At 72.5% G+C, this 21,396-nt stretch carries 15 protein-coding genes; 6 read left to right on the top strand and 9 right to left on the bottom strand.

Annotated features, from left to right (window positions below; translation table 11 throughout):
- Positions 1-7: 7 nt before the first annotated feature.
- The 3 genes from TBIS_RS00895 to fbaA all read right to left on the bottom strand — a co-directional run bounded on the left by TBIS_RS00895 (position 8) and on the right by fbaA (position 3,404).
- A complete protein-coding gene (locus TBIS_RS00895; RefSeq protein WP_013130441.1) occupies positions 8-1,291 on the bottom strand; it encodes an adenylosuccinate synthase in 1,284 nt (427 codons plus the stop codon).
- Between the two features lie 510 nt (positions 1,292-1,801).
- Entirely contained in the window at positions 1,802-2,242 is a 441-nt protein-coding gene (locus TBIS_RS00900; RefSeq protein WP_013130442.1) for a DUF3151 domain-containing protein, read from the bottom strand.
- 139 nt (positions 2,243-2,381) lie between these two features.
- The gene (gene fbaA, locus TBIS_RS00905) at positions 2,382-3,404 is read right to left on the bottom strand and encodes a class II fructose-bisphosphate aldolase (RefSeq protein ID WP_013130443.1); all 1,023 of its coding nucleotides are present in this window, start codon (positions 3,402-3,404) and stop codon (positions 2,382-2,384) included.
- A 191-nt stretch (positions 3,405-3,595) separates the two neighbouring features.
- Between fbaA and TBIS_RS00910 the strand changes: the two genes are divergently transcribed.
- On the top strand, positions 3,596-4,285 hold the full coding sequence (locus TBIS_RS00910) for a DedA family protein (protein WP_013130444.1): 690 nt from the start codon (positions 3,596-3,598) through the stop codon (positions 4,283-4,285).
- A 55-nt stretch (positions 4,286-4,340) separates the two neighbouring features.
- On the top strand, positions 4,341-4,772 hold the full coding sequence (locus TBIS_RS00915; protein ID WP_013130445.1) for a hypothetical protein: 432 nt from the start codon (positions 4,341-4,343) through the stop codon (positions 4,770-4,772).
- Here TBIS_RS00915 and pyrE read toward each other — a convergent pair.
- Entirely contained in the window at positions 4,750-5,286 is a 537-nt protein-coding gene (gene pyrE / locus TBIS_RS00920) for an orotate phosphoribosyltransferase (protein WP_013130446.1), read from the bottom strand. The genes TBIS_RS00915 and pyrE overlap by 23 nt on opposite strands.
- Before the next feature lie 119 nt (positions 5,287-5,405).
- On the opposite strand from pyrE, the gene TBIS_RS00925 reads away from it, so the two are divergent.
- Positions 5,406-7,883 carry a sigma-70 family RNA polymerase sigma factor gene (locus tag TBIS_RS00925; RefSeq protein ID WP_013130447.1) on the top strand — a complete coding sequence of 826 codons (2,478 nt, stop codon included), beginning with the start codon at positions 5,406-5,408 and terminating at the stop codon, positions 7,881-7,883.
- Positions 7,884-8,072: 189 nt separating this feature from the next.
- The gene (locus tag TBIS_RS00930; RefSeq protein ID WP_013130448.1) at positions 8,073-9,479 is read left to right on the top strand and encodes an NYN domain-containing protein; all 1,407 of its coding nucleotides are present in this window, start codon (positions 8,073-8,075) and stop codon (positions 9,477-9,479) included.
- A 195-nt stretch (positions 9,480-9,674) separates the two neighbouring features.
- Here TBIS_RS00930 and TBIS_RS00935 read toward each other — a convergent pair whose 3' ends face one another.
- Complete coding sequence (locus TBIS_RS00935; protein ID WP_013130449.1) at positions 9,675-10,307, bottom strand: response regulator; 633 nt, start codon at positions 10,305-10,307, stop codon at positions 9,675-9,677.
- Positions 10,300-13,944 (bottom strand): HAMP domain-containing protein, encoded by a 3,645-nt coding sequence (locus TBIS_RS00940; protein WP_013130450.1) that lies wholly within the window; start codon positions 13,942-13,944, stop codon positions 10,300-10,302. The genes TBIS_RS00935 and TBIS_RS00940 overlap by 8 nt, the downstream gene beginning before the upstream one ends.
- Positions 13,945-14,120: 176 nt before the next feature.
- On the opposite strand from TBIS_RS00940, the gene TBIS_RS00945 reads away from it, so the two are divergent.
- A complete protein-coding gene (locus tag TBIS_RS00945; protein WP_013130451.1) occupies positions 14,121-15,659 on the top strand; it encodes a PP2C family protein-serine/threonine phosphatase in 1,539 nt (512 codons plus the stop codon).
- 227 nt (positions 15,660-15,886) lie between these two features.
- Here the strand turns inward: TBIS_RS00945 and TBIS_RS00950 are convergent, their stop codons facing one another.
- Together TBIS_RS00950 and TBIS_RS00955 are read right to left on the bottom strand one after the other, a co-directional pair.
- A complete protein-coding gene (locus TBIS_RS00950; protein ID WP_013130452.1) occupies positions 15,887-16,717 on the bottom strand; it encodes a putative RNA methyltransferase in 831 nt (276 codons plus the stop codon).
- 317 nt (positions 16,718-17,034) lie between these two features.
- A complete protein-coding gene (locus TBIS_RS00955) occupies positions 17,035-19,266 on the bottom strand; it encodes an MMPL family transporter (RefSeq protein WP_013130453.1) in 2,232 nt (743 codons plus the stop codon).
- A gap of 254 nt (positions 19,267-19,520) precedes the next feature.
- Between TBIS_RS00955 and TBIS_RS00960 the strand changes: the two genes are divergently transcribed.
- On the top strand, positions 19,521-20,006 hold the full coding sequence (locus TBIS_RS00960) for an NUDIX domain-containing protein (RefSeq protein WP_013130454.1): 486 nt from the start codon (positions 19,521-19,523) through the stop codon (positions 20,004-20,006).
- Positions 20,007-20,072: 66 nt separating this feature from the next.
- Here TBIS_RS00960 and TBIS_RS00965 read toward each other — a convergent pair whose 3' ends face one another.
- On the bottom strand, positions 20,073-21,347 hold the full coding sequence (locus TBIS_RS00965; protein ID WP_013130455.1) for a transcriptional regulator: 1,275 nt from the start codon (positions 21,345-21,347) through the stop codon (positions 20,073-20,075).
- Between the last annotated feature and the right edge of the window lie 49 nt (positions 21,348-21,396).

Here is a 21,396-nt window from a genome sequence, read left to right on the forward strand (position 1 = left end):
GCTGGTGTCAGAGGAGCGGGCGCAGCACCAGGGTCTGGTCGCGGCCCGGGCCGACGCCGATCGCGGAGATCGGTGCGCCGGTCAGCTCCTCCAGCGTCCTGACGTACGCCTGAGCGTTCGGCGGCAGATCCTCGAACGACTTGGCGTCCGAGATGTCCTCCTGCCAGCCCGGCAGCTCCTCGTAGATCGGCTTGGCGTGGTGGAACTCGGTCTGCGTCATCGGGAACTCGTCATGGCGGACGCCGTCGATGTCGTAGGCCACGCAGACCGGGATCCGCTCCAGGCCCGAGAGCACGTCGAGCTTGGTGAGGAAGAAGTCGGTGATGCCGTTGATCCGCACCGCGTACCGGGCGATGACCGCGTCGAACCAGCCGCAGCGGCGGTTGCGCCCCGTGGTGGTGCCGTACTCGCCGCCGGTCTGGCGCAGCCACTCGCCCTGCTCGTCGAGGAGCTCGGTCGGGAACGGGCCGGAGCCGACGCGCGTGGTGTACGCCTTGAGGATGCCGATGATCTTGGTGAGCCGGTTCGGCGGGATGCCGGCGCCGGTGCAGGCGCCGCCGGCCGTCGGCGAGCTCGAGGTGACGAACGGGTAGGTGCCGTGGTCGATGTCGAGCAGCGTCCCCTGGCCGCCCTCGAGCAGCACGACCTTGCCCTCGTCGAGCGCCTTGCTCAGCACCAGCGACGTGTCGGTGATGTACGGGCGCAGCCGCTCGGCGTAGCCCAGGTATTCCTCGAGGACCCTGGCGGGCTCCAGGCCGCGCCGGTTGTAGATCTTGGTGAGGACCTGGTTCTTCTCGTTGAGCGCGACCTCGATCTTCTGGCGGAGGATGCCGGGGTCGAGCAGGTCCTGGACCCGGATGCCCACCCGGGCGATCTTGTCGCTGTAGGCGGGGCCGATGCCCCGGCCCGTGGTGCCGATCCGCGCCTTGCCGAGGTAGCGCTCGGTCACCTTATCGATCGCCTTGTGGTGGGGCATGATCAGGTGGGCGTTGGCCGAGATCAGCAGACGGTCACAGCTGATGCCGCGCTCGGTCAGCGCGTCGATCTCGCTGAGCAGCACGCCCGGGTCGATGACGACGCCGTTGCCGATCACCGGAACGACGTGCGGCGACAACACCCCGGTGGGCAGCAGGTGCAGCGCGTACTTCTGGTCCTTGATGACCACCGTGTGGCCCGCGTTATTGCCGCCCTGGTAACGCACCACGTAGTCGACGTCGGCGCCGAGCAGGTCGGTGGCCTTTCCCTTGCCCTCGTCGCCCCATTGGGCGCCCACGAGAACGACAGCCGGCATAGTCCAACTCCCAGGCACAAACGAAAACCCCCGGCGCAAGCGCACAGGGGCTCTTGCAACCCGAGACTACCCGAGGGCACCGGCCGGGAACCAAGGGGAATACCTGACGAATCGCATCAGACCTGGCGAGATGTGATGCCGTACGCGCCGGTCATTCAGGGTCATCGCCACACCGGTCACCGGCGCTCCAGCCCGCACGGCCCGCCGCCGGCCACGGGCATACCCGGCATCCGTGATGAAGGTGGCACAACGCGTCGATGGGCCGCCCGTGAGCTTCCGGACGGCGCGTCCAGGGACCGCCGTGAGCTTCCGGCTCGGCGCGCCGAGGAGCCCGTGCGGAAAGTGACTCTTGGGATGCCGGCGATGTCGTGCCGGCGCCCTGGCCGTACACGCGCGATCACGTCTTTCGGGCTCATCGGTGCAGCGGCGGCCGGCGATCAAGCGGCCGCCGCACGCGCCCGTCCCGGAGCGGCCGCGCGGACCGCCCGCCCGCGCGGCCCCGGTCGGTGGTCAGCCCTCCGCCTTCTCGCTCGCCTTGCCGTTGAGGATCTCGGCGGCCGTCGGGCTGCTGTCCCGCAGGAACTGGGCACAGCGCACGGCCTCGTCCATCTCCCCGATCGCCTGGGCGGCCCGCTGGAGGGCGTACAGGCAGCGCAGGAACCCCCGGTTCGGTTCGTGTTCCCACGGGATCGGGCCGTGTCCCTTCCATCCGGCCCGGCGGAGCTGGTCGAGCCCGCGGTGGTAGCCGGTGCGCGCGAACGCGTACGACGTCACCGCGTGACCGGCGGCGAAGTACTCGTCGGCGAGCCGGGCCCAGGCCGCCGAGTAGGCGGGGAACCGAGCCGCCACGTCAGCCGCCCGTGCGCCGGACTCGAGCATCTGGCGTGCCTCGGGGTTGTCGGGCAGCAGCGTGGGCGGCGGACCGGCAAGGAGGTTCTCATGCGTTTCCATGAACCCAGTGTTACCCGCGCGGTCACGGGCGCGACATAGGGGGTCGGGCGGAAACGACCCGGCCCCGACCGGCCCCCGTTTCCGCCCGGAGGTCCCCCGCCGAGCCGGCCCGGTGGCGCCGGCTCGGCGGCTCAGTCGCTCACTTGATCCGCTTGCCGGCGGACTTGAGCTGCTCGCAGGCCTCGACCACGCGCTTGGCCATGCCGGCCTCGGCCAGCTTGCCGTACGAGCGCGGGTCGTAGACCTTCTTGTTCCCGACCTCGCCGTCGACCTTGAGCACGCCGTCGTAGTTCTTGAACATGTGGTCGGCGATCGGCCGGGTGAAGGCGTACTGCGTGTCGGTGTCGATGTTCATCTTCACCACGCCGTAGGAGATCGCCTCGTGGATCTCCTCGAGCGCCGAGCCGGAGCCGCCGTGGAAGACCAGGTCGAACGGCTTCTCCTTGCCGTACTTGGCGCCCACGGCCTCCTGGATCTCCTTGAGCACCGACGGGCGCAGCTTGACCTTGCCCGGCTTGTACACGCCGTGGACGTTGCCGAACGTGGCCGCGAGCAGGTAGCGGCCGCGCTCGCCGAGCCCGACCGCCTCGGCCGTGGCGAGGGCGTCGGCCGGCGTGGTGTACAGCTTCTCGTTGAACTCGCCGACGATGCCGTCCTCTTCACCGCCGACGACGCCGATCTCCATCTCCATGATCACGCGGGCCTCGGCGCACTTCTCCAGGAGCTCCGCCGCGATCCGGAGGTTCTCCTCCAGGGGTACGGCCGAGCCGTCCCACATGTGGGACTGGAACAGGGGGTCCTGGCCGCGCTTGACCCGCTCCCGGGAGATCTCGATCAGCGGGCGCATGAACCCGTCGAGCTTCTCCTTCGGGCAGTGGTCGGTGTGGAGGGCGATGTTGACCGGGTACTTCTCGGCGACGACGCGGGCGAACTCGGCCAGCGCCACCGCACCGGTCACCATGTCCTTCACCGCCGTGCCGGAGAAGTACTCGGCGCCGCCGGTGGACACCTGGATGATGCCGTCGCTCTCGGCCTCGGCGAAGCCCCGTAGGGCGGCGTTCAGCGTCTGCGAGGAGGTCACGTTGATCGCCGGGTAGGCGAAGCCGCCCGCCTTGGCCCGGTCGAGCATCTCGGCGTAGACCTCAGGGGTGGCGATGGGCATCGGGATTCATCTCCTTCTGGACGGTAACCGGCGTTGACCAGTATTTCAGACAGCCATGCCCGCCACCGAAGCGTGACGAGGATCAAGCCGTCCGGGCGATCTGGGAAACTTGTGACCACCCGCGTCGTCGTGAATCCTCAGCGGGCTCTCGTGCTCAGTCTTGCCTCGAAAGTGAGGGGTAGAGTCATCCCGTGGACGTGCTCTTGAACCTTCTTGACCCCAAATGGTGGCTGAGCATGCTCGGCGCCTTCGCCACCATCGGGGTCATCGCCATGATCTTCGCGGAGACCGGGCTGCTCGTGGGCTTCTTCCTGCCCGGCGACTCGCTGCTGGTCTGCGCCGGGATCTTCTGCACGGCCTCCGCGGCGCAGGCCTTCGGGATCCCACCGCTGAACCTGACCGCGCTGCTCATCGGAACCCCGCTCGCCGCGATCTGCGGTGCCCAGCTCGGGCACTACCTCGGGGCGAAAGTGGGGCGCAAACTCTTCGAACGGCCGGATTCCCGGTTCTTCAAGCAGGAGCACGTCCGGAAGGCCGAGTACTACTTCAACAAGTTCGGCCCGGCCAAGGCGGTGATCATCGCCCGGTTCATGCCGATCGTCCGCACGTTCATGAACCCGGTCGCCGGCGTCCTGGAGATGGACGCGAGAAAGTTTTTCGTGTGGAACGTGGCCGGCGGCATTTTGTGGGTCGAATCGATGGTGCTGCTCGGATACTTCCTCGGCTCCAAGGTGGAGAACATCGATCGGTTCGTCCTCCCCGGCGCCATTGTGATCATCATTCTCTCGGTGCTGCCGATCGTTCGCGAGGTGCTCAAGGAGCGCCGGGCCGCCCGGATGGCCGCGCCGCGGGGCCGGCACGCCCGGCAGCGCATTCAGTAAGAAAACGGGGCAAAACCGTAGTGAGAATTTCACGCCCCCGCTAATCTCCCCGAGTGTGGGACGCCACAGGTCTGATCGAGCGGGCGCGGCCAAGCCGCTGACCATCGGCGCGGCCGTCGTGCTGGTGCTCGCCGTGCTCGTGGTCGCGGTCCGGACGCTGATGCCGGACGGCGGCTCCGACGCGTCCGCGGCGGCGACGCCGGCGGCCGAGGCGGCCGCGTCCGAGAACCCCGCCGAACGTGTACCCACCGTGCGGCTCGTGTGCCAGGCGGAGCGCTGCCCGGTCTTCGTCCGGATCCCCGGCGGTGACGTGCTCATCGACCGGGACCTGAGCAAGGGCGAGGAGGCCTCCTACTACGAACCCGAGCTCGAGATCGTGCTCGACGACGCCGGCTCGGTACGGGTGTTCGAGAACGGGACCCCGCGCGAGGGCGGCCAGCCGGGCGAGCGCGAGGCGTTCAAGGTCAAGCGAGACCCAGATCGGTGAGGGAGTAGGCCGACCGGTACGGCAGGCCGGTCGCGCGCAGCCTCTCCTCGCCGCCGCGGTGCACGATGCTCGCGATCCCCACCACCTCGGCGCCCGCCTCCCGCAGCGCCTCGACCGCGGTGAGCACCGAGCCGCCGGTGGTGATGGTGTCCTCCACGGCGAGCACGCGCCGGCCTGCCACATCCGGCCCCTCGATCCGGCGCTGCAGGCCGTGCGCCTTGCCCGACTTGCGCACCACGAACGCGTCGAGCCGGCGGCCCCGGGCCGCCGCCGCGTGCAGCATCGCGGTCGCCACCGGGTCGGCGCCGAGCGTGAGCCCGCCGACCGCCTCGTAGTCCAGGTCCGCCGTGAGGTCGAGCATCACCCGCCCCACCAGGGGCGCGGCCTCGCCGTCGAGCGTGATGCGCCTCAGGTCGATGTACCAGTCGGCCTCCTGGCCCGAGGAGAGCACGACCCGGCCGTGCACGATCCCCTTGCTCTTGATCAGATCCAGCAGCTGCTCGCGGTCGCTCATGAGGCCAGCCTAGAGCCTGGTGCCCCCGGCTCCGCTACGTAAAGCCAGGTCAGCGGTTTAGCCATGAGGCCGGTTGCGGAATGTAGCTTGCGGCAACGGTGCGTAATCGCGAGGTCGCAATGCGGAGAAAGAACCGGCAATCCGACGAGGAGCTGCTCGACGCGGTCCGGAGGGGCGACACCTCCGCCTACGGCATGCTCTACCAGCGCCACGTCCTGCCCGCCCGGGCCCTCGCCCGGCGGCTGGTGCGGGGCGATGAAGAGGTGGAGGACGTCCTCGTCGAGACCTTCGCCGGGGTCCTGGAGATCATCCGACGCGGGGGCGGCCCCGGCTCCGCTTTCCGGCCCTTCCTGCTGGCGTCGCTCCGCCGCTACGCCGCCGCCGGTGAGGTCGATCTCACGGACCCGGACGCCTGCTACGTGGACCCGGAGCTGGCCGGGCTCGAACAGGCCCCGCTCGCCCGGGCGTACCGGTCGCTGCCCGAGCGCTGGCGGGCCGTGCTCTGGCACATCGAGGTGGAGGGCGCCACGCCCGCGGAGACGGCCCCGCTGCTCGGCATGTCCGCCCGGCGCACCGCGCGGTTCGCCCGCGAGGCCCGCGGCGCCCTCCGGGAGGCGTACCTCGCGCTCCATGAGAGCGACGCGCACGACGAGGCGTGCCGCCCGGTGCTCGCCCTGCTCCTGCGGCACGTCGAAGGGCTGCTGCCCAAGCGCGAGGCCCGCACGGTGGACCAGCACATCGCCGGGTGCATCGAGTGCCGGTCGGTCTTCCTCGAGCTCACCGACGTGACCCAAGGGCTCCGGATGATCGTCGGCCCGCTCTACGCCGGGCCGGCGGCGGAGGACTACCTCAGCGATCTCCGCAGGGTGCGGCAGGAGGCGAGGCGCGGGCCGGTGCGCGGGGTGCTCCTCCCCTTAGCGCGCCTGCTCCCCGGGTTGTGGCGGCGGCTGCCCCCGGCCCAGCGGGCGGCCGCCGCCGGTGCCGCGCTGCTGCTCTCCGCGGTCACCGTCATCCTCTCCGCCGAGCCGGTCGGCGAACGGCGGGCGGTCGGCGGCCTCGCCCTCCCCACCCTGCCGTCCCCGGACTCCGCGGTGACCGGGCAGGCCGGTGACGGGCCCGGCCGGCCGGAGCGGGGCGAGCGCGCGCGGCCGCGCGACGGGCATCGGGCCGGTGGCCCCGGCGGTGCCCCGGACGGGCTTCCGGCGGGCGAGGCGGGCTCCGGGCCCCGGCGCGGCACGGGCGCGCCCGCGGGCTCACGGGCATCGGACGCTTCCGCCCGGCCGCAGCCCGGCGCCGGCGGCCTGCCGGTGCGGCGGCCGCTCGCCGCGCGGGATCCCGGCCCGGCGCCGTCCGCCGCGGGGGTTCCCGATCCGGCGCCGGCCGGCGCGGATCACCCGGTCCGCCTGACGCGGCGGCCCGACCTCGGCATCACCGTCCAGCCGCTCGGCGCGCTCGTGCGCGGCCGATCCGGCATCGTCGCGCTCGGCGCCCGCAACACCGGCACGGCCCGCACCGAGCGGGTGGTGGCGACCGTGCTGCTCCCGCCCGGGGTCCGGTTCCGCGGCCTGGTGGCCCCGGAGCGTCCGGGGGCGGGCCGGCCCTGGTCCTGCCGGGACGCGGCACGGGCCGTGCGGTGCACCCGCCCCGGGCTCGCCGCCGGGGCATCGGCCACCGCCTTTCTGCGGGTGAAGGTGGCCGAGGGCGCGCCCCTGGGCCGCCCGGTGCGGGCATGGGCGCGCTCGGGGGAGCGGATCGCGTTCGCGACCTCCTCGTCCGGGGTGCGCGCCATGGGGGTCCCGGCCCGCTTCGCCGCGGAGGGCCGGCTCCTCACCCAGGTGATCGGCGGCGTCCTGTTCGGCCCGCCCGGGGACGCGCCCACCGGCGTCCCGGCGACCGTTCCCGGCGGCCCGGAGGCCAACGCCGAGAGCGGCGCCCGGCTCACCCTCCCGGCCCGCGGCCGGGTGCTCTGGGCCGGCCTCTACTGGTCCGCCGCCGGCCACGGCCGGCTGCAGGCCGGTGAGGTCCTGGTGCGCGCGCCGGGCGCCCGGGGCCCGGTGACCGTGCGCCCGGCGTCGGTGATCCGCCGTGACCTGCCCGGACTGTCCGGCTACCAGGCGTTCGCCGAGGTCACCGGCCTGGTCCGGGCGCACGGGAGCGGCCAGTGGGCGGTGGCCGGCGCCTCCGCCGCCCTCCGGCCGGGCGGCCCCGGCGTGCTGCGGTGGGCGCGGTGGACCCTCGTGGTGGTCGCGGCCGATCCGCGCCAGCCGTTCGGCCGGGTGATGGTGCTCGACACCGCCGAGGTCGTCGACGACCGGGGACGGCTGAACGTCCCGCTCACCGGGCTCGCGCCCGCCGCGTCCCCGGTGCGGATCGACCTCGCCGTGTGGACCGGCGAGCGGGACGGCTCGGCCGCGCTGCGGGACCGGTCACGGCGGGGTGCATCGGCCCGGGGGGACGGCCAGGGTTCTGACGTCTCGCTCGCCACCGCCCGGCCGCTGCGCGGGCTGCTCGGGCAGCGGCCGGTGCTCACCCTGACCGGTGTGCGTGACACGCTGCTGTTCGGGGTGGCCGCGGTCAGCGCGCACCACTGGTCATGACCGGGCCGGACGGAAAAGATCACCAAATCACGGCAAAATGGAAAAATGGCGACGGGTTCTGGTCGTGGGGTGGCCGCGGCAAAGCCGATTCCGCATTCGCGTGAGCGGGAACTGAATCGCCGGGAATCGTCCTCGCACGATCACCTGGTTCATTACGCTGAGGGAGCCAGGTAGGAAGGGCGGTGTCACATGGACCGGTGCGCGCTTTTCGTGGACGCCGGCTATTTGCTGGCGGATGGCGCAAGGGCCGTTCATGGGACCCGCCAGCGCGAGGCCGTCTCCTGGGACTTACCGGGCCTGGTGCGGTTTCTCGGCAAGCTCTCCCGGGACCGGACCGGCCTGCCGTTGCTGCGGTGCTATTGGTACGAGGCGACCGTCGAGGGCCGGCGGACGCCCGAGCACGACGTGCTCGCCGACATCCCCGGCATCAAGCTCCGCCTCAGCCGGATCCGCCCCGGCCGGCGCGAGGGCATGGACGCCCAGGTGCACCGCGACCTGATGACGCTCGCCCGGAACAACGCGATCTGCGACGCCGTGGTGGTGAGCGGTGACGAGGACCTCGTCCAGGTGATCTGCGACGCCCAGGACCTCGGCATCCGGGTGACGGTCGTGCAGATCGCCGGCGAGAGCGGCTGGTCGTCCGCCCGGGCGCTCCGGCAGGAGTGCGACGACCTCATCGAGGTCGGCGGCGGCCAGCTCCGGCCGTACGTCACCCTGGTGACCGCCACCGGCTCCCCGCCGAGCCCGGCGCAGGGCAACGGCCGGGCGCCCGGACCGGCCGGCAACGGCCAGGCGTACGACTCCGGGCCCGGCCAGTACCAGCCGAAGCACGGCGCGCCCAACGGGCGGTCCCCCGGGCTGCCCTCGGGGCCGCAGCCCACGCCGCCGCCTCCGGCGGGCGCCCACGCCCGGCAGCCGGACCAGCCGGCGCTCCCCGCGCCGCTCGACGGGCCGTCCTCGCCCCGGTACAGCCCCGAGCCCACCTCCGCCCCGCAGCTCGCCCAGCAGCAGCCCGCGGCCCAGCCGCAGGCCGGCCAGGGCCAGCCGCCGCAGGGGCAGCAGAACCGGCCCGCGGCCCAGCCACAGCCCCAGGCCCGGCCGCCGCAGCCCGCCCCGGGACCGGCCTCCCCGCTCAACGCGCCGATCCCGCCGCAGGCGCCGCCGTCCGCGCAGCCGGCCTCCGCGCCCGCCGCACCGTCCACCCCGCCGCCCGTCCCCGCGCCGGTCTCCGCCCGCCAGCCCGCACCGCAGACCGGGTACGACCCCGGAAACGGGTATGTGCCGACCCCGCTCGGGCCGTACACCGGGCCGCAGCCGGCCCCGGTGCAGACGCAGAGCGCCACCGGGACGATGACGCTCGCGGAGGCGGTGAAGTCGGCGCACAAGGAAGGCCACGAGTTCGGCCAGTCGGTGGCGCGGGACGCGCCCCCGCTCTGGCTCGAGGCGGTCCTCGCCCGCAAGCCGCGGATGCCCTCCGACCTCGAGGCGCGGCTGCTCCAGGGGTCCTCGCTGCCGATCGACTTCCTCCTCCACGAGGAGGTCCGCCAGGCCCTGCGCCGCGGGTTCTGGGACGCGCTCGAACGGGCGCGCGGCTAGCCGTCGCCCTGCTGCGGCGCCCCCGGCCGGCCGTACGCCGGGCCGTGGCGGCCTTGGACGGTCCGGCGCCGATGGACAGCGTCGCCGTGAGCGCCGTCCCAGCGGCGGCACGCGAACGGAGGGCTACCCGAGATCCGGCCCGCCCCGGCGGCACCCGGCCGCGCCCGCCGCCGCATCGGCACCCCCGGGAGGAGGTCACCGGAGCGCGTCGAGGCCCGCCCGGAGCCGGGCCACGCTGCCGTCGAGCGCCTCGAGCGCCTCGGTGAGCGACCGGTCCGCGCGCGTGCCGGCGAGCTCCCGGACCTTGCCGAGCTCGGCCTCCACCGCGGTGAGCCGGTCGGACAGCTCGCCCAGCACCGAGCCCAGCTCCCGCTGCTCGCGCCCGGCCAGCTCGGCGGAGAGCCGCTCCCGGAGCATCTGGGCCTGCTCGGCGAGCCGCCGGTTCACGTTGTAGAGCTCGACGAACACCGAGACCTTCGCCCGGAGCATCCACGGGTCGAACGGCTTGGTCAGGTAGTCCACCGCGCCCGCGGCGTACCCGCGGAAGGTGAGGTCGGGGGCGCTGTCCAGCCCGGTCAGGAAGATGATCGGGATGTTGCGGGTGCGCTCCCGGCGTTTGATGTGCGCCGCGGTCTCGAAGCCGTCCATTCCGGGCATGCGCACGTCGAGCAGGATGAGGGCGAAGTCGTGGGTGAGCAGCGCCTTCAGCGCCTCCTCCCCCGACCGCACCGGGTACGGGTCCACGTCGAGCGAGCTGAGGCTCGCCTCGAGCGCGATGAGGTTCTCTTCCCGATCGTCGACCAAGAGGATCTTGGCGCGATCAGGCATCCGGCGCACCCCCTTCCCGCGGTTCGGGCCGCCCGGCGGGCCCGCGCTCGGAGCGGCTCTGGGCGAGCCAGCCGCGGAGCCGATCGAGCAGGAGGTCCACGTCGACCGGCTTGGGCACGTAGTCGGACGCGCCGGAGGCGATGCTCTTCTCCCGGTCCCCGTGCATGACCTTGGCGGTCAGCGCGATGATCGGGAGGTCCGCGAACTGCGGCATCTTCCGGATCGCCGACGTCGTGGCCCACCCGTCCATCTCCGGCATCATGATGTCCATCAGCACGAGGGCGACGTCCTCGTTCCGCTCGAGCTGCTCGATGCCCTCACGCCCGTTCTCCGCGTAGACCACCGTCGCGCCGTGCCGTTCGAGCACGCTGGTGAGCGCGAACACGTTGCGGATGTCGTCGTCGATGATCAGGATCTTGGCGCCGTTGAGCGGATCCTCACCCTGCCACCGGTCCGCATCGGACGGTCGCGGGGAGTCCAGCCCGGTCAGCGCGGACGACGGCGCCGCCTCCGGCGGGACGCTCTCGGCCCGCTGCTCCGGCTCCGGGCCGCTCCCGGCCGCAGTCCCGGCGGGCGCGGCCCCGCTGTCCCAGGACGACAGCGGGCCGGTGTACACCGCCGGCAGGTAGAGGGTGAACGTGCTCCCCTCGCCGGGCGTGCTCGCCACGTGGATCTCCCCGCCGAGCAGCCGGGCGATCTGCCGGCAGATCGACAGGCCGAGCCCGGTGCCGCCGTACTTCCGGCTCGTGGTGCCGTCCGCCTGCCGGAACGCCTCGAAGATGACGTCGAGCTTGTTCGGCGCGATCCCGATGCCCGTGTCGATCACCCGGAACGCGAGCATGTCCGGCGTGTTCTTGAGCGCCTCGTCGGCGTACTGGACGTCCGCGGGCGCGCGGCCGACCTCCAGCCGGACCTCGCCCTCATGGGTGAACTTGATCGCGTTGGAGAGCAGGTTGCGGAGCACCTGCTGCAGGCGCTGCTCGTCGGTGTAGATCTCCTGCGGCGCGGACGGGTCCAGCCGGACGGTGAAGGCCAGCTCCTTGTCCTCGGCGAGCGGGGCGAAGGTGGCCTCCATGTACTCGACGAGCCGGGGCAGCGAGATCTGCTGCGGGTGGATGTCCATCCGGCCCGCCTCGACCTTGGACAGGTCGAGGATGTCGTTGATGAGCTGCAGCAGCGCGGTGCCGGCCTCGTGGATCGTCTTGGCGAACTCCACCTGCCGCGGGGTCAGGTTGCCCTCGGCGTTGTCCGCCAGCAGCTTGGCGAGCACGAGCAGGCTGTTCAGCGGCGTGCGCAGCTCGTGCGACATGTTGGCGAGGAACTCGGACTTGTAGCGCGACGAGATCGCGAGCTGTTCGGCGCGCTCCTCCAGGGCCCGCCTCGCCTGCTCGATCTGGAAGTTCTGGATCTCGATCGCCCGGTTCTGCTTGGCGAGCAGCGCGGCCTTCTCCTCCAGCTCGGCGTTGGACCGGCGCAGCTCCTCCTGCTGGCGCTGCAGCTCGTCGGAGCGCTTCTGCAGCTCGGTGGCGAGCCGCTGCGACTCCTTCAGCAGCGCCTCGGTCCGGGAGTTCGCCTTGATCGTGTTGATCGTGGGGCCGGTCGCCTCGACGAACTGGGTGAGGAAGGCCATGTGTACCTCGCTGAACGAGGTGAACGAGGCCAGCTCCAGGACGCCGAGGACCTGGTCCTCGAACTGGATCGGCAGCACCACGATCTGCGCCGGGGTCGACCGGCTCAGACCGGTCTCGACCGTGATGGAGCCGGGCGGCACGTTGTCGATGGTGATCTGCTTGGCCTCCAGGGCGGCCTGGCCGACCAGGCCCTCGCCGAGCGCGAACCGGGAGCGCGGGCTCAGCTCCGGCTGCACGCCGTACCCGGCGACGAGGTGCAGCTCACCCTCCTCCATCAGGTAGCAGGCGCCGTAGTGGGCCGACACGAGCGGGGGGACCTCGCTCATGATCAGCCGCGCGAGCTCCTTGAGGTCGCGGTGGCCCTGCATGAGCCGGGAGATCCGGGCGAGGTTGCTCTTGAGCCAGTCCTGCTCCTGGTTGGCCTGCGTGGTCTCGCGCAGGGCGGCCACCATCGTGTTGATGTTGTCCTTGAGCTGGGCGAGCTCGCCCGGGGCGTCGACCGTGATGGAGCGGGTGAGGTCGCCGCGGGCCACCGCGCTCGTCACCTCGGCGATCGCCCGCACCTGCGTGGTGAGGTTCCCGGCGAGCTCGTTCACGCTCTCCGTCAGCCGCTTCCACGTGCCCGCCACGCCGTCGACCCTGGCCTGACCGCCGAGCCGGCCCTCCGACCCGACCTCGCGGGCGACCCGGGTCACCTCGGACGCGAACGAGGAGAGCTGGTCGACCATGGTGTTGATGGTGCTCTTCAGCTCGAGGATCTCGCCCTGCGCGTCCACGTCGATCTTCCGGGTGAGATCCCCGTTGGCGACGGCCGTCGTCACCTCGGCGATGTTCCGCACCTGATAGGTCAGGTTGTTCGCCATCGAGTTGACGTTGTCCGTGAGGTCCTTCCAGACCCCGGAGACGCCCTTCACCTCGGCCCGGCCGCCGAGCCGGCCCTCGGTGCCGACCTCGCGGGCGACGCGGGTGACCTCGTCGGCGAAGGCGGAGAGCTGGTCCACCATCGTGTTGAGCGTCTCCTTGAGCTCGAAGATCTCACCCCGCGCGTCCACGGTGATCTTCTTGGTGAGGTTGCCCTGGGCGACCGCGGTGGACACGGCCGCGATCTGGCGGACCTGCACGGTCAGGTTGTTCGCCATCACGTTCACGCTGTCCGTGAGGTCCTTCCAGACTCCGGAGACGCCGCGCACCTGCGCCTGACCGCCGAGCCGGCCCTCGGTGCCGACCTCGCGCGCGACCCGGGTCACCTCCTCGGCGAAGGCGGAGAGCCGGTCCACCATGGTGTTCACGGTGTTCTTGAGCTGCAGCATCTCGCCGACCGCGTCCACGGTCACCTTGCGGCTGAGATCGCCCTGGGCGACCGCGGTGGTGACCTCGGCGATGTCGCGCACCTGAGCGGACACCCGGCTGGACATCGTGTTGACGGCCTCGGCGAGGTCGCGCCAGCTCCCCGACATCCCCTCGAGCCTCGCCCGGCCGCCGAGCCGGCCCTCGACGCCGAGGTCCTTGGTCACCCGGGTCACCTCGGAGGTGATCTGGGCGAGCTGGTCCACCATCCCGTTGATGGCCTTGTTCAGCCGCCGGATCTCGCCCCGCGCCTTGGGATCGTGCGGCATCCGGCAGGAGAGGTCGCCCTTGGCCACCGCGTCGATGACGTCCGCGGCGTTGCCGACCTGGGTGACCAGCGATTCGATGATCTCGTTGATGGCGTCGATGGGCCCGGACCAGATCCCGGAGGCCGGCCCGGGGGTGAGGCGCTCGTCGAACCGGCGCTCCGTGACGATCTCCCGATGGACGCGCATGAGCTCGGTGACCGTCCGCTCGCGCTGCTCGGCGAAGTCGTTGAGGAGGAAACCGATCTCGCTCAGCACGCCGGGCGGGGCGTCCGTCAGCCGGTGACGCAGGTCGCCGTTGCGCCAGGCCTTCAGCGCCTCGAGGAACGGCCTGAGATCGGACTCGGCGTAGACCCGCTCGGCTTCCATCGGTGTGGCCTCGGTGGGCGACATCTCAGCCTCCTTCCCCGAGGATTCGGCGCGGCGGGCGGACCTCTACGGCTCGGCTCCAGGAGGTACGGCGGGCGCGCGGAGACTCACCACCTGGATTAACGCCAGTCTGTCATGTTCTGTGAGTTGTTGTGGACATGCCCTTGACGTACGGTCAACCTCGATGTGGTAGAGAGGGCATGGTGACCATTCCACAGGCCGTTCTCGCCGCCCCCATCGCGCCCGGCGAGACGGCGTTGCCCGAGGCGAAGCGGTTCACCCGCGAGGTGCTGACCGCGTGGGCGGTCATGTCCGTGAGCGCCCGGGCCGAGCGGCTGGTCGAGGAGCTGCTCGCCGACCGGACCGGTGAGCCGGTCGAGCTCGCCTGGATCCACTGCGGGCAGAGCATCCGGCTCGAGGTGCGGGAGAAGCCGAAGGAGAGAACGCCCGCCTCCCCGGCCGGGGCGAGCGAGTGGGGGGAGGCCTACGGACCGGGGGTCCGCGCCCGGTGGGCGACGATCGACCTCCCCGAGGAGGAGCGCGCACCGGAAGCGGGTGAGGAACGGGCCGCCGAGGCGCGGCACGGGGCCGGCTGGCTCGGTTTCCTCGCCGACGCGAGCGACCTGCTCGCCGGGACGCTCGACCCGGACATGGTCCCCGCGATCATCGCCCAGGTGGTGGTCCCCCGCCTCGCCACCTGGTGCGCGGTGCACACCGCCGAGCACGCCGGTGGGCCGCTGCGGCTCGCCTACGTGTGGCACGCCGACGAGACCCAGCTCGATCGGCTCCGCCGGCGGCTCAGCGACCTCCCGGAGGCCGGTGCGGACGGCCCGGAACTCCAGCAGATCGGGGAGTGGCAGACGCTCGCCTTCCCGCTCACCGCCCGGGGGCGGCGGCTCGGCGTGATGCGCCTGGGCCGCCGGGACACCTTCCCCGAGGAGATCGTGCAGATCGCCGAGGACCTCAGCCGCCGCGCCGCGCTCTCCATGGACAACGCGCGCCTCTACGCCCGGCAGGCCGCGGCGAAGCTCGCCCTCCAGCGCAGCCTGCTGCCGCCGGAGCTCCCGGTCATCCCCGGCCTCGACTTCCACGTCATCTACGAGCCGGCCGGTGAGGACAACGAGGTCGGCGGGGACTTCTACGACCTGTTCCCGGTGGGCGACGGGGCCTGGCGGTTCGCCATCGGCGACGTGTGCGGCACCGGGCCGGAGGCGGCGGCCGTCACCGGTCTCGCCCGCCACACCCTCCGCCTGCTCGCCCGGGAGGGGTACGGCGTGGCCGCGGTGGTCGGCCGGCTCAACCAGGCGATCCTCGAGGAGGGGGAGCGGGCCCGGTTCCTCACCCTGCTCCACGGGGAGATCGCGTCCGGCGAGAACGGCGTCGACCTCACGCTGCTCTCCGCCGGGCACCCCGAGCCGCTCCGGTTACGGCCCGACGGCACCGTGGAGCCGGTCGCCACGCCCCAGACCCTGCTCGGCATCTTCCCCGAGGCCGACTACGCCGCGGAGCGGGTCCACCTCGACCCCGGCGACGTGCTGCTCGCCGTGACCGACGGGGTGACCGAGCGCCGGTCGGGCTCACGGCTGCTCGACGACGACGGCGGCCTGGCCCGGCTGCTGGCGGACTGCGCCGGCCTGTCCGCGCGGGCGGTGGCCGAGCGGATCCGCCGTGCCGTACAGGAGTTCGCGGCCGAGCCGAGCACCGACGACGTGGCGATCCTCGCGCTGCGCGTGCCCTGACGGGCACCGGCCCGTCAAGGCACGCGGACCCGGTGTTCCCAGCACCAGGCCCATCTTCCAGAGCTTCCGGCCCGCCCGCGCCCCGCGGACACGGCCTGCCCCGGAGCCGATCCGGCGCCGTGCGGCCGGTGGCGCGGACGCCCGGTGGACCACGACGCCCGGCGCAGGAACCCCGGCGATCGAATGGCCGCCCCGGCGGTGAATCAGGCGGCGCACACGTCACACGGTCACGGCGTCAGCTCGGTCACCCGCCAGGTGGTCACCCGGAACGACGCGGCGACGCGCACCGTGCCGGGGAGCCCGCGGATCCGGCCGGCGAGCGTCTCCGGGTCGGTGTGCCACGCGCTCGGCCCCATGGCCACCACGGCCTCGACCGCGTCGTGGCCGAGCGCCAGGTCCAGCTCGATGATCTCGTGCCCGGTGCGGGTGAACCGGCCGCCGAGGGCGGCCTCGAGCCGGCGCTCCTTCTCCTCGTCCACGGAGAGGAGCCCCAGCCGCTCCACCAACGGCCGCAGGTGCCCGTCCGTCGGCGTGACCACGATCAGCGTGCCGCCCGGCCGGAGGACGCGGGCGAACTCCGCGGCGTTGCGCGGGGCGAAGACGTTGAGCAGCACGTCCACGCACCGGTCGCGGACGGGCAGCCGCCGCCACACGTCGGCCACCACGGCGCCGATGCGGGGGTGCGCCCGCGCGGCCCGCTTGAGCGCGTGCTTGGAGACGTCGAGCGCGATGCCCACCGCCCGGTCGTCCAGCGCCCGCGCCAGGTAGTGGCCGGTGCCGGCGCCCGCGTCGGCCACCACGGCCGCGCCACGGCACAGCTCGGCGAGGCGGCCGGCGAGCGGCGCGTAGTGGCCGGCCCCGAGGAACGCGGCCCGGGCCGCGACCATCGCGGGTGTGTCGGCCGTGCCGGGCGGCTTCGACCCGGTGAGCATGTTGACGTACCCCTGCCGGGCCACGTCGAACGAGTGCCCCCGCTCGCACCGGACCGCGCCACCGGTCAGCGCCACCGCCGAACCGCAGACCGGGCAGATGAGGTAGCCGATGACGTCCGCGAGCACCCAACCATCTTGACGCGCCGGCCGCGGACCGCATGCGGCGGCTCCGGCGGCACCGCAGCCGGGCGGGCCGTACGCCGGGGCCGTGGTACGGGCGGGCGCGAGGGCTTACCCTCCCCGGCGCGCGCGCCACGGGGCGTCCCTCCCTGGTCAACGCACTGGCGGGGGCGGAGCCCTGGCCCGGCGCGCCACGGGGACCACGGGCCCCGGCGTGCGCCACGGGGAACCAGGCCCCGGCGTGCGCCACGGGGCCTCGGGCGCCGGCCGTGCGACGGCAGACGCACGGCTCCCAGGGAGCGGGAGCCGTGCGTGGAGCCGGGTCAGCCGACGAGGGCGGGCGTCCGCTCCTTCTCCTGCTCGTCCCCGTGCGAGAGCGTGGGCAGCCAGCCGAGCCAGCGCGGCAGGTACCAGTTCCGGTCGCCGAGCAGCCGCATGGCCGCGGGGAGCAGCACGGCGCGGACGATCGTCGCGTCGATCAGGACCGCCACGGCGAGCCCGAAGCCGAGCTCCTTGAACTGGAGCAGGGAGAGCGTGGCGAAGGTCGCGAACACCGCCACCATGATGATCGCCGCGCTCGTGACCACGGCGGCCGTGCTCGTGATCCCGGTGACCACCGCGTCCTCGGTGCGCATGCCACTGTCGTACGCCTCCCGGATCCGGCTGAGGATGAACACGTGGTAGTCCATGGAGAGGCCGAAGAGGATCACGAACAGGAAGAGCGGCACCCAGTCGGTGATCTCCCCGGTGGAGCGGAAGCCCAGCAGGCTCTCGCCGTACCCCTTCTGGAAGACCAGCACGAGCACGCCGTAGGCCGCGCCGACGGAGAGCAGGTTGAGCGCGATCGACGTGATCGCGATCACCACCGAGCGGAACGAGACCAGCAGCAGGAGGAACGCGAAGAGCAGCACGAACCCGAACACCAGCGGCAGGCTGCGGCGGAGCTGCTCGCCGAAGTCCATCCCGTTGGCCGTCATCCCGGTGACGTGCGCGCCGGGGAGGGTCTCGGGGATGACCTGCTCGCGGAGCGTGCGGATCGCCTGCTCGGAGACGGCGTCGGTGCCGGTGCCCTTGATGCCGATCGTGATCATCGCGACGGTCTTGTCGGGGTTGACCACGACGTTGATCGGCTCGTTGGTCTGGCCGGTGGCGAGCGCGCGCCGCTTGAACTCCTCGATCCGGGCGGTGAACTCGGGTGCGGTCACGTCGGCGGCCTTGACCACGACCACGGCCGGGTCGGTGCCGCTGGGGAAGGCGCTGTTGATCCGCTTGAAGGTCTCGGCGATCGAGTAGTCGCCCTGAAGGTCGTCGATGCTCTCGGGGCCGGTCTTGAGGCCGAGGGCCGGGACCGCGAGCGCGGCGAGCAGGCCGCCGGCGACGACCACCGAGAGGCCGGGGCGGCGGAGCACCGGCTTGAGGATCGCGCTCCACAGGCGGCTCTCGCCGCCGCGCACCCCGAGCACCCGGCGCCAGGTGATCCGGCCGCCGGTGGCCGCCCGGACCGTGCCGTGGATGAGCCGGGAGTCGATCTTGTCCCCGATCAGCGAGAGCAGTGCGGGGAGGACGGTGAGCGAGCCGAGGACGGCGGTGAACACCACGAGGATGGTGCCCTCGGCGAAGCCCATGAAGATCCCGCTGCCGGTGAGGAACATCCCGGCCATGGCCACCATGACCGTGATGCCGGAGATCAGCACCGCGCGGCCTGAGGTGGCCGCCGCGATCTCGATGGCCCGCCGCGGGTCGCGGCCCTTCGCCCGCTCCTCGCGCTGCCGCATGATGTAGAAGAGCGAGTAGTCGACGCCCACCGCCAGCCCGATGCAGAGCATGAGGTTGGCGGTCAGCGAGTGGACGTGCAGGAGCTGGCTGGTGAAGGCGAGCAGGCCCGTGGCCGCGAAGATCGCCGTCATCGCCAGGGCGACCGGGACCAGCGCGGCGAGCAGCGCGCCGAACGCGGCGAGCAGGATGCCGACGGTGATGGGGATCGAGAGCTGCTCGGCGCGCATGAAGTCCCGGTCGATCGCCTCGTTGATCAGCAGGTCGCTGCTCGCATCCCCGGCCTGCTCGATCCGCAGCTCCGGATGGGCCCGCTGCACGCCGGCCACCGCGTCGAGCACCGGCCGGACCCGGTCCTTCGCCGTGGCGGCGTCACCCTTCATCTCGAACCGGATCAGCGCGGTGCGCCGGTCCTGGGTGACCGGGGACGGCTCCGGGTCGTACGGCGTGCGCACGTTCTGGACCTCGCCGGTCGCCTCGACCGCGCTCTTGACGTCGAGCACCGCCTGGCGGAACCGGGGGTCGTCGGCCGTGAGCGACCCCTGCCGGGCCTGCACCAGGACGAACTCGCCGGCGACCCTCGGGAAGCCCGCCTCGTCGAGGATCCGGAGGGCTTCGCGGGAGTCGCCGTTCAACGCCTCCCACCGCTCCATCTCCGCGGTGCCGACGGCGTTGCCCGCCACTGTCGCCACGGCCACGAACACGACCCAGATCAGCAGCGCCCACCAGCGGTGCCGGGCGCTCCACCCCCCGATCGCGGCCGCGAAGTTCCTTTGACGCATGATGATCACCCCTCCACCCGGCAACGGTAGAAATCGATCAAGGGGTGCACATCGGACGCTTGGACCGTTTCGGGGGTACTGCCGCCGGGGCAGGGCCATCGTCCACCGGAGCGAGATCCGGGGGGTCATTCCCTCCTCAAGGGGTAGGGGATCTCCCTGAGGCCTCGGGGATAGGAGATCTTTCCTCCGGGCCGCGCGGCCGCGATCTCCGTTAGGCTGACAGATATGCGTCGTTTCTCCGGTGTGGCACGGTCGTGATCCCACCCGAAGCCTTCTACGCCGGCCTGAACAAGGTGCTCGCGGCCGCGGCGGGGTTCATCACCGACGCGGCGGGCCGGGTATTGCTGGTGAAGCCCAACTACCGGGACCACTGGGGCCTGCCGGGCGGGCACATCGACGAAGATGAGCACCCCGAGATCGCCTGCGCCAGAGAGCTCCAGGAGGAGCTGGGGCTCACCCTCCCCGTGGGCCGGCTGCTCGTCGTCCAGTGGGTGCCGCCGTTCGACGGCCGGCCGTACCCGCTGATCCACTTCCTCTTCGACTGCGGCACCGTGCCCGACGGCGCGGAGGTGGTCCTGCAGGAGGAGGAGCTCGAAGAGTACGGCTACTTCACCGCCGAAGAGATCAAGGACCGGGAGCTGGTGCCGGGCTTCCTGCTGGCCCGGATCACCGCCGGGGCGCGGGCACGCGCCACCGGCGGGACCTTCTACCTCGGGCCGTCGGCGGGCGCGCCGGCCTGACCCAGGGTTTCCCCGGATCCGGGGCCGGGGGACGGGCCCGCCGGCGGGCGGACGGCCCGCCCTCGCTCACGGCGCCGGGGACCGCTCGTCTTCCGCCCCCGGAGCCGCCGGGGCATCCGCGTCCGGGGACGCAGAGGCGGTCTGCGCCGGGGTCACCTTGGGGTGCACCACGATGGGCACGCTCGAACGCAGCACCCCCGAGCCGTGGATCGCGTTACCGTCGTGATCCTTCCACGTCTCCAGGTGGTAGGTGCCCGCGGGAACGCCGATCCACTTGTGGTACTGCCAGGAGTTGCAGGCGAATTGCACCGGCTCACCATTCGGGCGGAGTGCGACCCAATAATGCGCGGTCCCCTGCGGGCACTGATTGTTCGACCATAATTCGATGTCGCCCGGGGCCGTCATCGTCCACTCGCGGGAGAATAGCCGGAACGCCATTCGCTCGATTCTCATGGTGAATCCGTGTCCCGCCGGCGGCTCGGACGGAGCGGAGGTCGGCGACGCGGTCAACGTCCGCGGAGGCTCCTCATCGTCCGGCGTGAAGGTGAAATACAGGGCCAGCCCGATGGAGACGACCGCCACCGCCGCGATCGTGACCGGGAAACCGATCCTCCTCCGCCCGGATCCCGGCGGCGTGGGCGAGCCGGCCGCGCCGTCCGGCCCGGACGGCGCCTGCCCGGCGGCGTGCTCCGCGGGTACGGCGGCGTATGGAGGCCGTTCCGGGGAATTCGGTGCGTTCCCTGCGGCGTACGGCCGGGTCGCGGGCTCGGCGGCTCCGGCGGCGTCCGGACGGCCTTCGGCCGGGCGCTGCGCGGCTTCGCCGGAGACCGGCCGGTCGCCGGTGGCGTGCCCGGCGGCCTTCTGATCGTCTCCGGTGGTCCGCCCCACGGCTTCGCCCGGGCCGCGCTGGTCGTGCTCGGTGCTCTCGCCGGTGCTCCGGTGGTCCTGCCCGGGGGCCGTGCCGGTGCTCGCCTGGCTCCCGGTGGCCTGTTCCGCGGCTCCGGCGACGTGCCGCGCCTGCTCGGCCGGCGGTTCGCCGGCGGCGTCCCGCCGCTCCGCGGGAGCCGGCCGGGCGGTATCGGCCTCCTGGATATCGCGCCAGCGGGCGCGCCACGGCCCGGGATCCGCTCCGCACGCCTTCACGTAGCGCTCGACGAAGTCCCACGGCGGCAGCTCCTTGGGATTGAGCCGCCGGGAGATCGTGCTGGGGTGGTACCCCATGCGGCTCCCGATCGCCTCCAGCGACCGGTCGCCCCGCAGCCGGCGTAGGTCGTCGACGAACTCGGCGATCGGCCCCAGTCGCCGGTCGATCGGCTGATCCCTACGCCCACTCCGTGCCATGTGACCTCCGCCAGATACCGGCTCGTTCCCGGCCCGTTGCTCGGCGTTT

It is taken from the genome of Thermobispora bispora DSM 43833 (genome assembly GCF_000092645.1).
In the GTDB taxonomy this organism is placed as follows: domain Bacteria; phylum Actinomycetota; class Actinomycetes; order Streptosporangiales; family Streptosporangiaceae; genus Thermobispora; species Thermobispora bispora.

Bases quoted from the DNA above. Each gene is read 5' to 3' on its own strand.
- TBIS_RS00895 (WP_013130441.1), bottom strand. From the start codon at position 1,291: ATGCCGGCTGTCGTTCTCGTGGGCGCCCAATGGGGCGACGAGGGCAAG.
- TBIS_RS00900 (WP_013130442.1), bottom strand. From the start codon at position 2,242: ATGGAAACGCATGAGAACCTCCTTGCCGGTCCGCCGCCCACGCTGCTG.
- fbaA (WP_013130443.1), bottom strand. From the start codon at position 3,404: ATGCCCATCGCCACCCCTGAGGTCTACGCCGAGATGCTCGACCGGGCC.
- pyrE (WP_013130446.1), bottom strand. From the start codon at position 5,286: ATGAGCGACCGCGAGCAGCTGCTGGATCTGATCAAGAGCAAGGGGATC.
- TBIS_RS00925 (WP_013130447.1), top strand. From the start codon at position 5,406: ATGCGGAGAAAGAACCGGCAATCCGACGAGGAGCTGCTCGACGCGGTC.
- TBIS_RS00930 (WP_013130448.1), top strand. From the start codon at position 8,073: ATGGACCGGTGCGCGCTTTTCGTGGACGCCGGCTATTTGCTGGCGGAT.
- TBIS_RS00935 (WP_013130449.1), bottom strand. From the start codon at position 10,307: ATGCCTGATCGCGCCAAGATCCTCTTGGTCGACGATCGGGAAGAGAAC.
- TBIS_RS00940 (WP_013130450.1), bottom strand. From the start codon at position 13,944: ATGTCGCCCACCGAGGCCACACCGATGGAAGCCGAGCGGGTCTACGCC.
- TBIS_RS00945 (WP_013130451.1), top strand. From the start codon at position 14,121: ATGGTGACCATTCCACAGGCCGTTCTCGCCGCCCCCATCGCGCCCGGC.
- TBIS_RS00955 (WP_013130453.1), bottom strand. From the start codon at position 19,266: ATGCGTCAAAGGAACTTCGCGGCCGCGATCGGGGGGTGGAGCGCCCGG.
- TBIS_RS00965 (WP_013130455.1), bottom strand. From the start codon at position 21,347: ATGGCACGGAGTGGGCGTAGGGATCAGCCGATCGACCGGCGACTGGGG.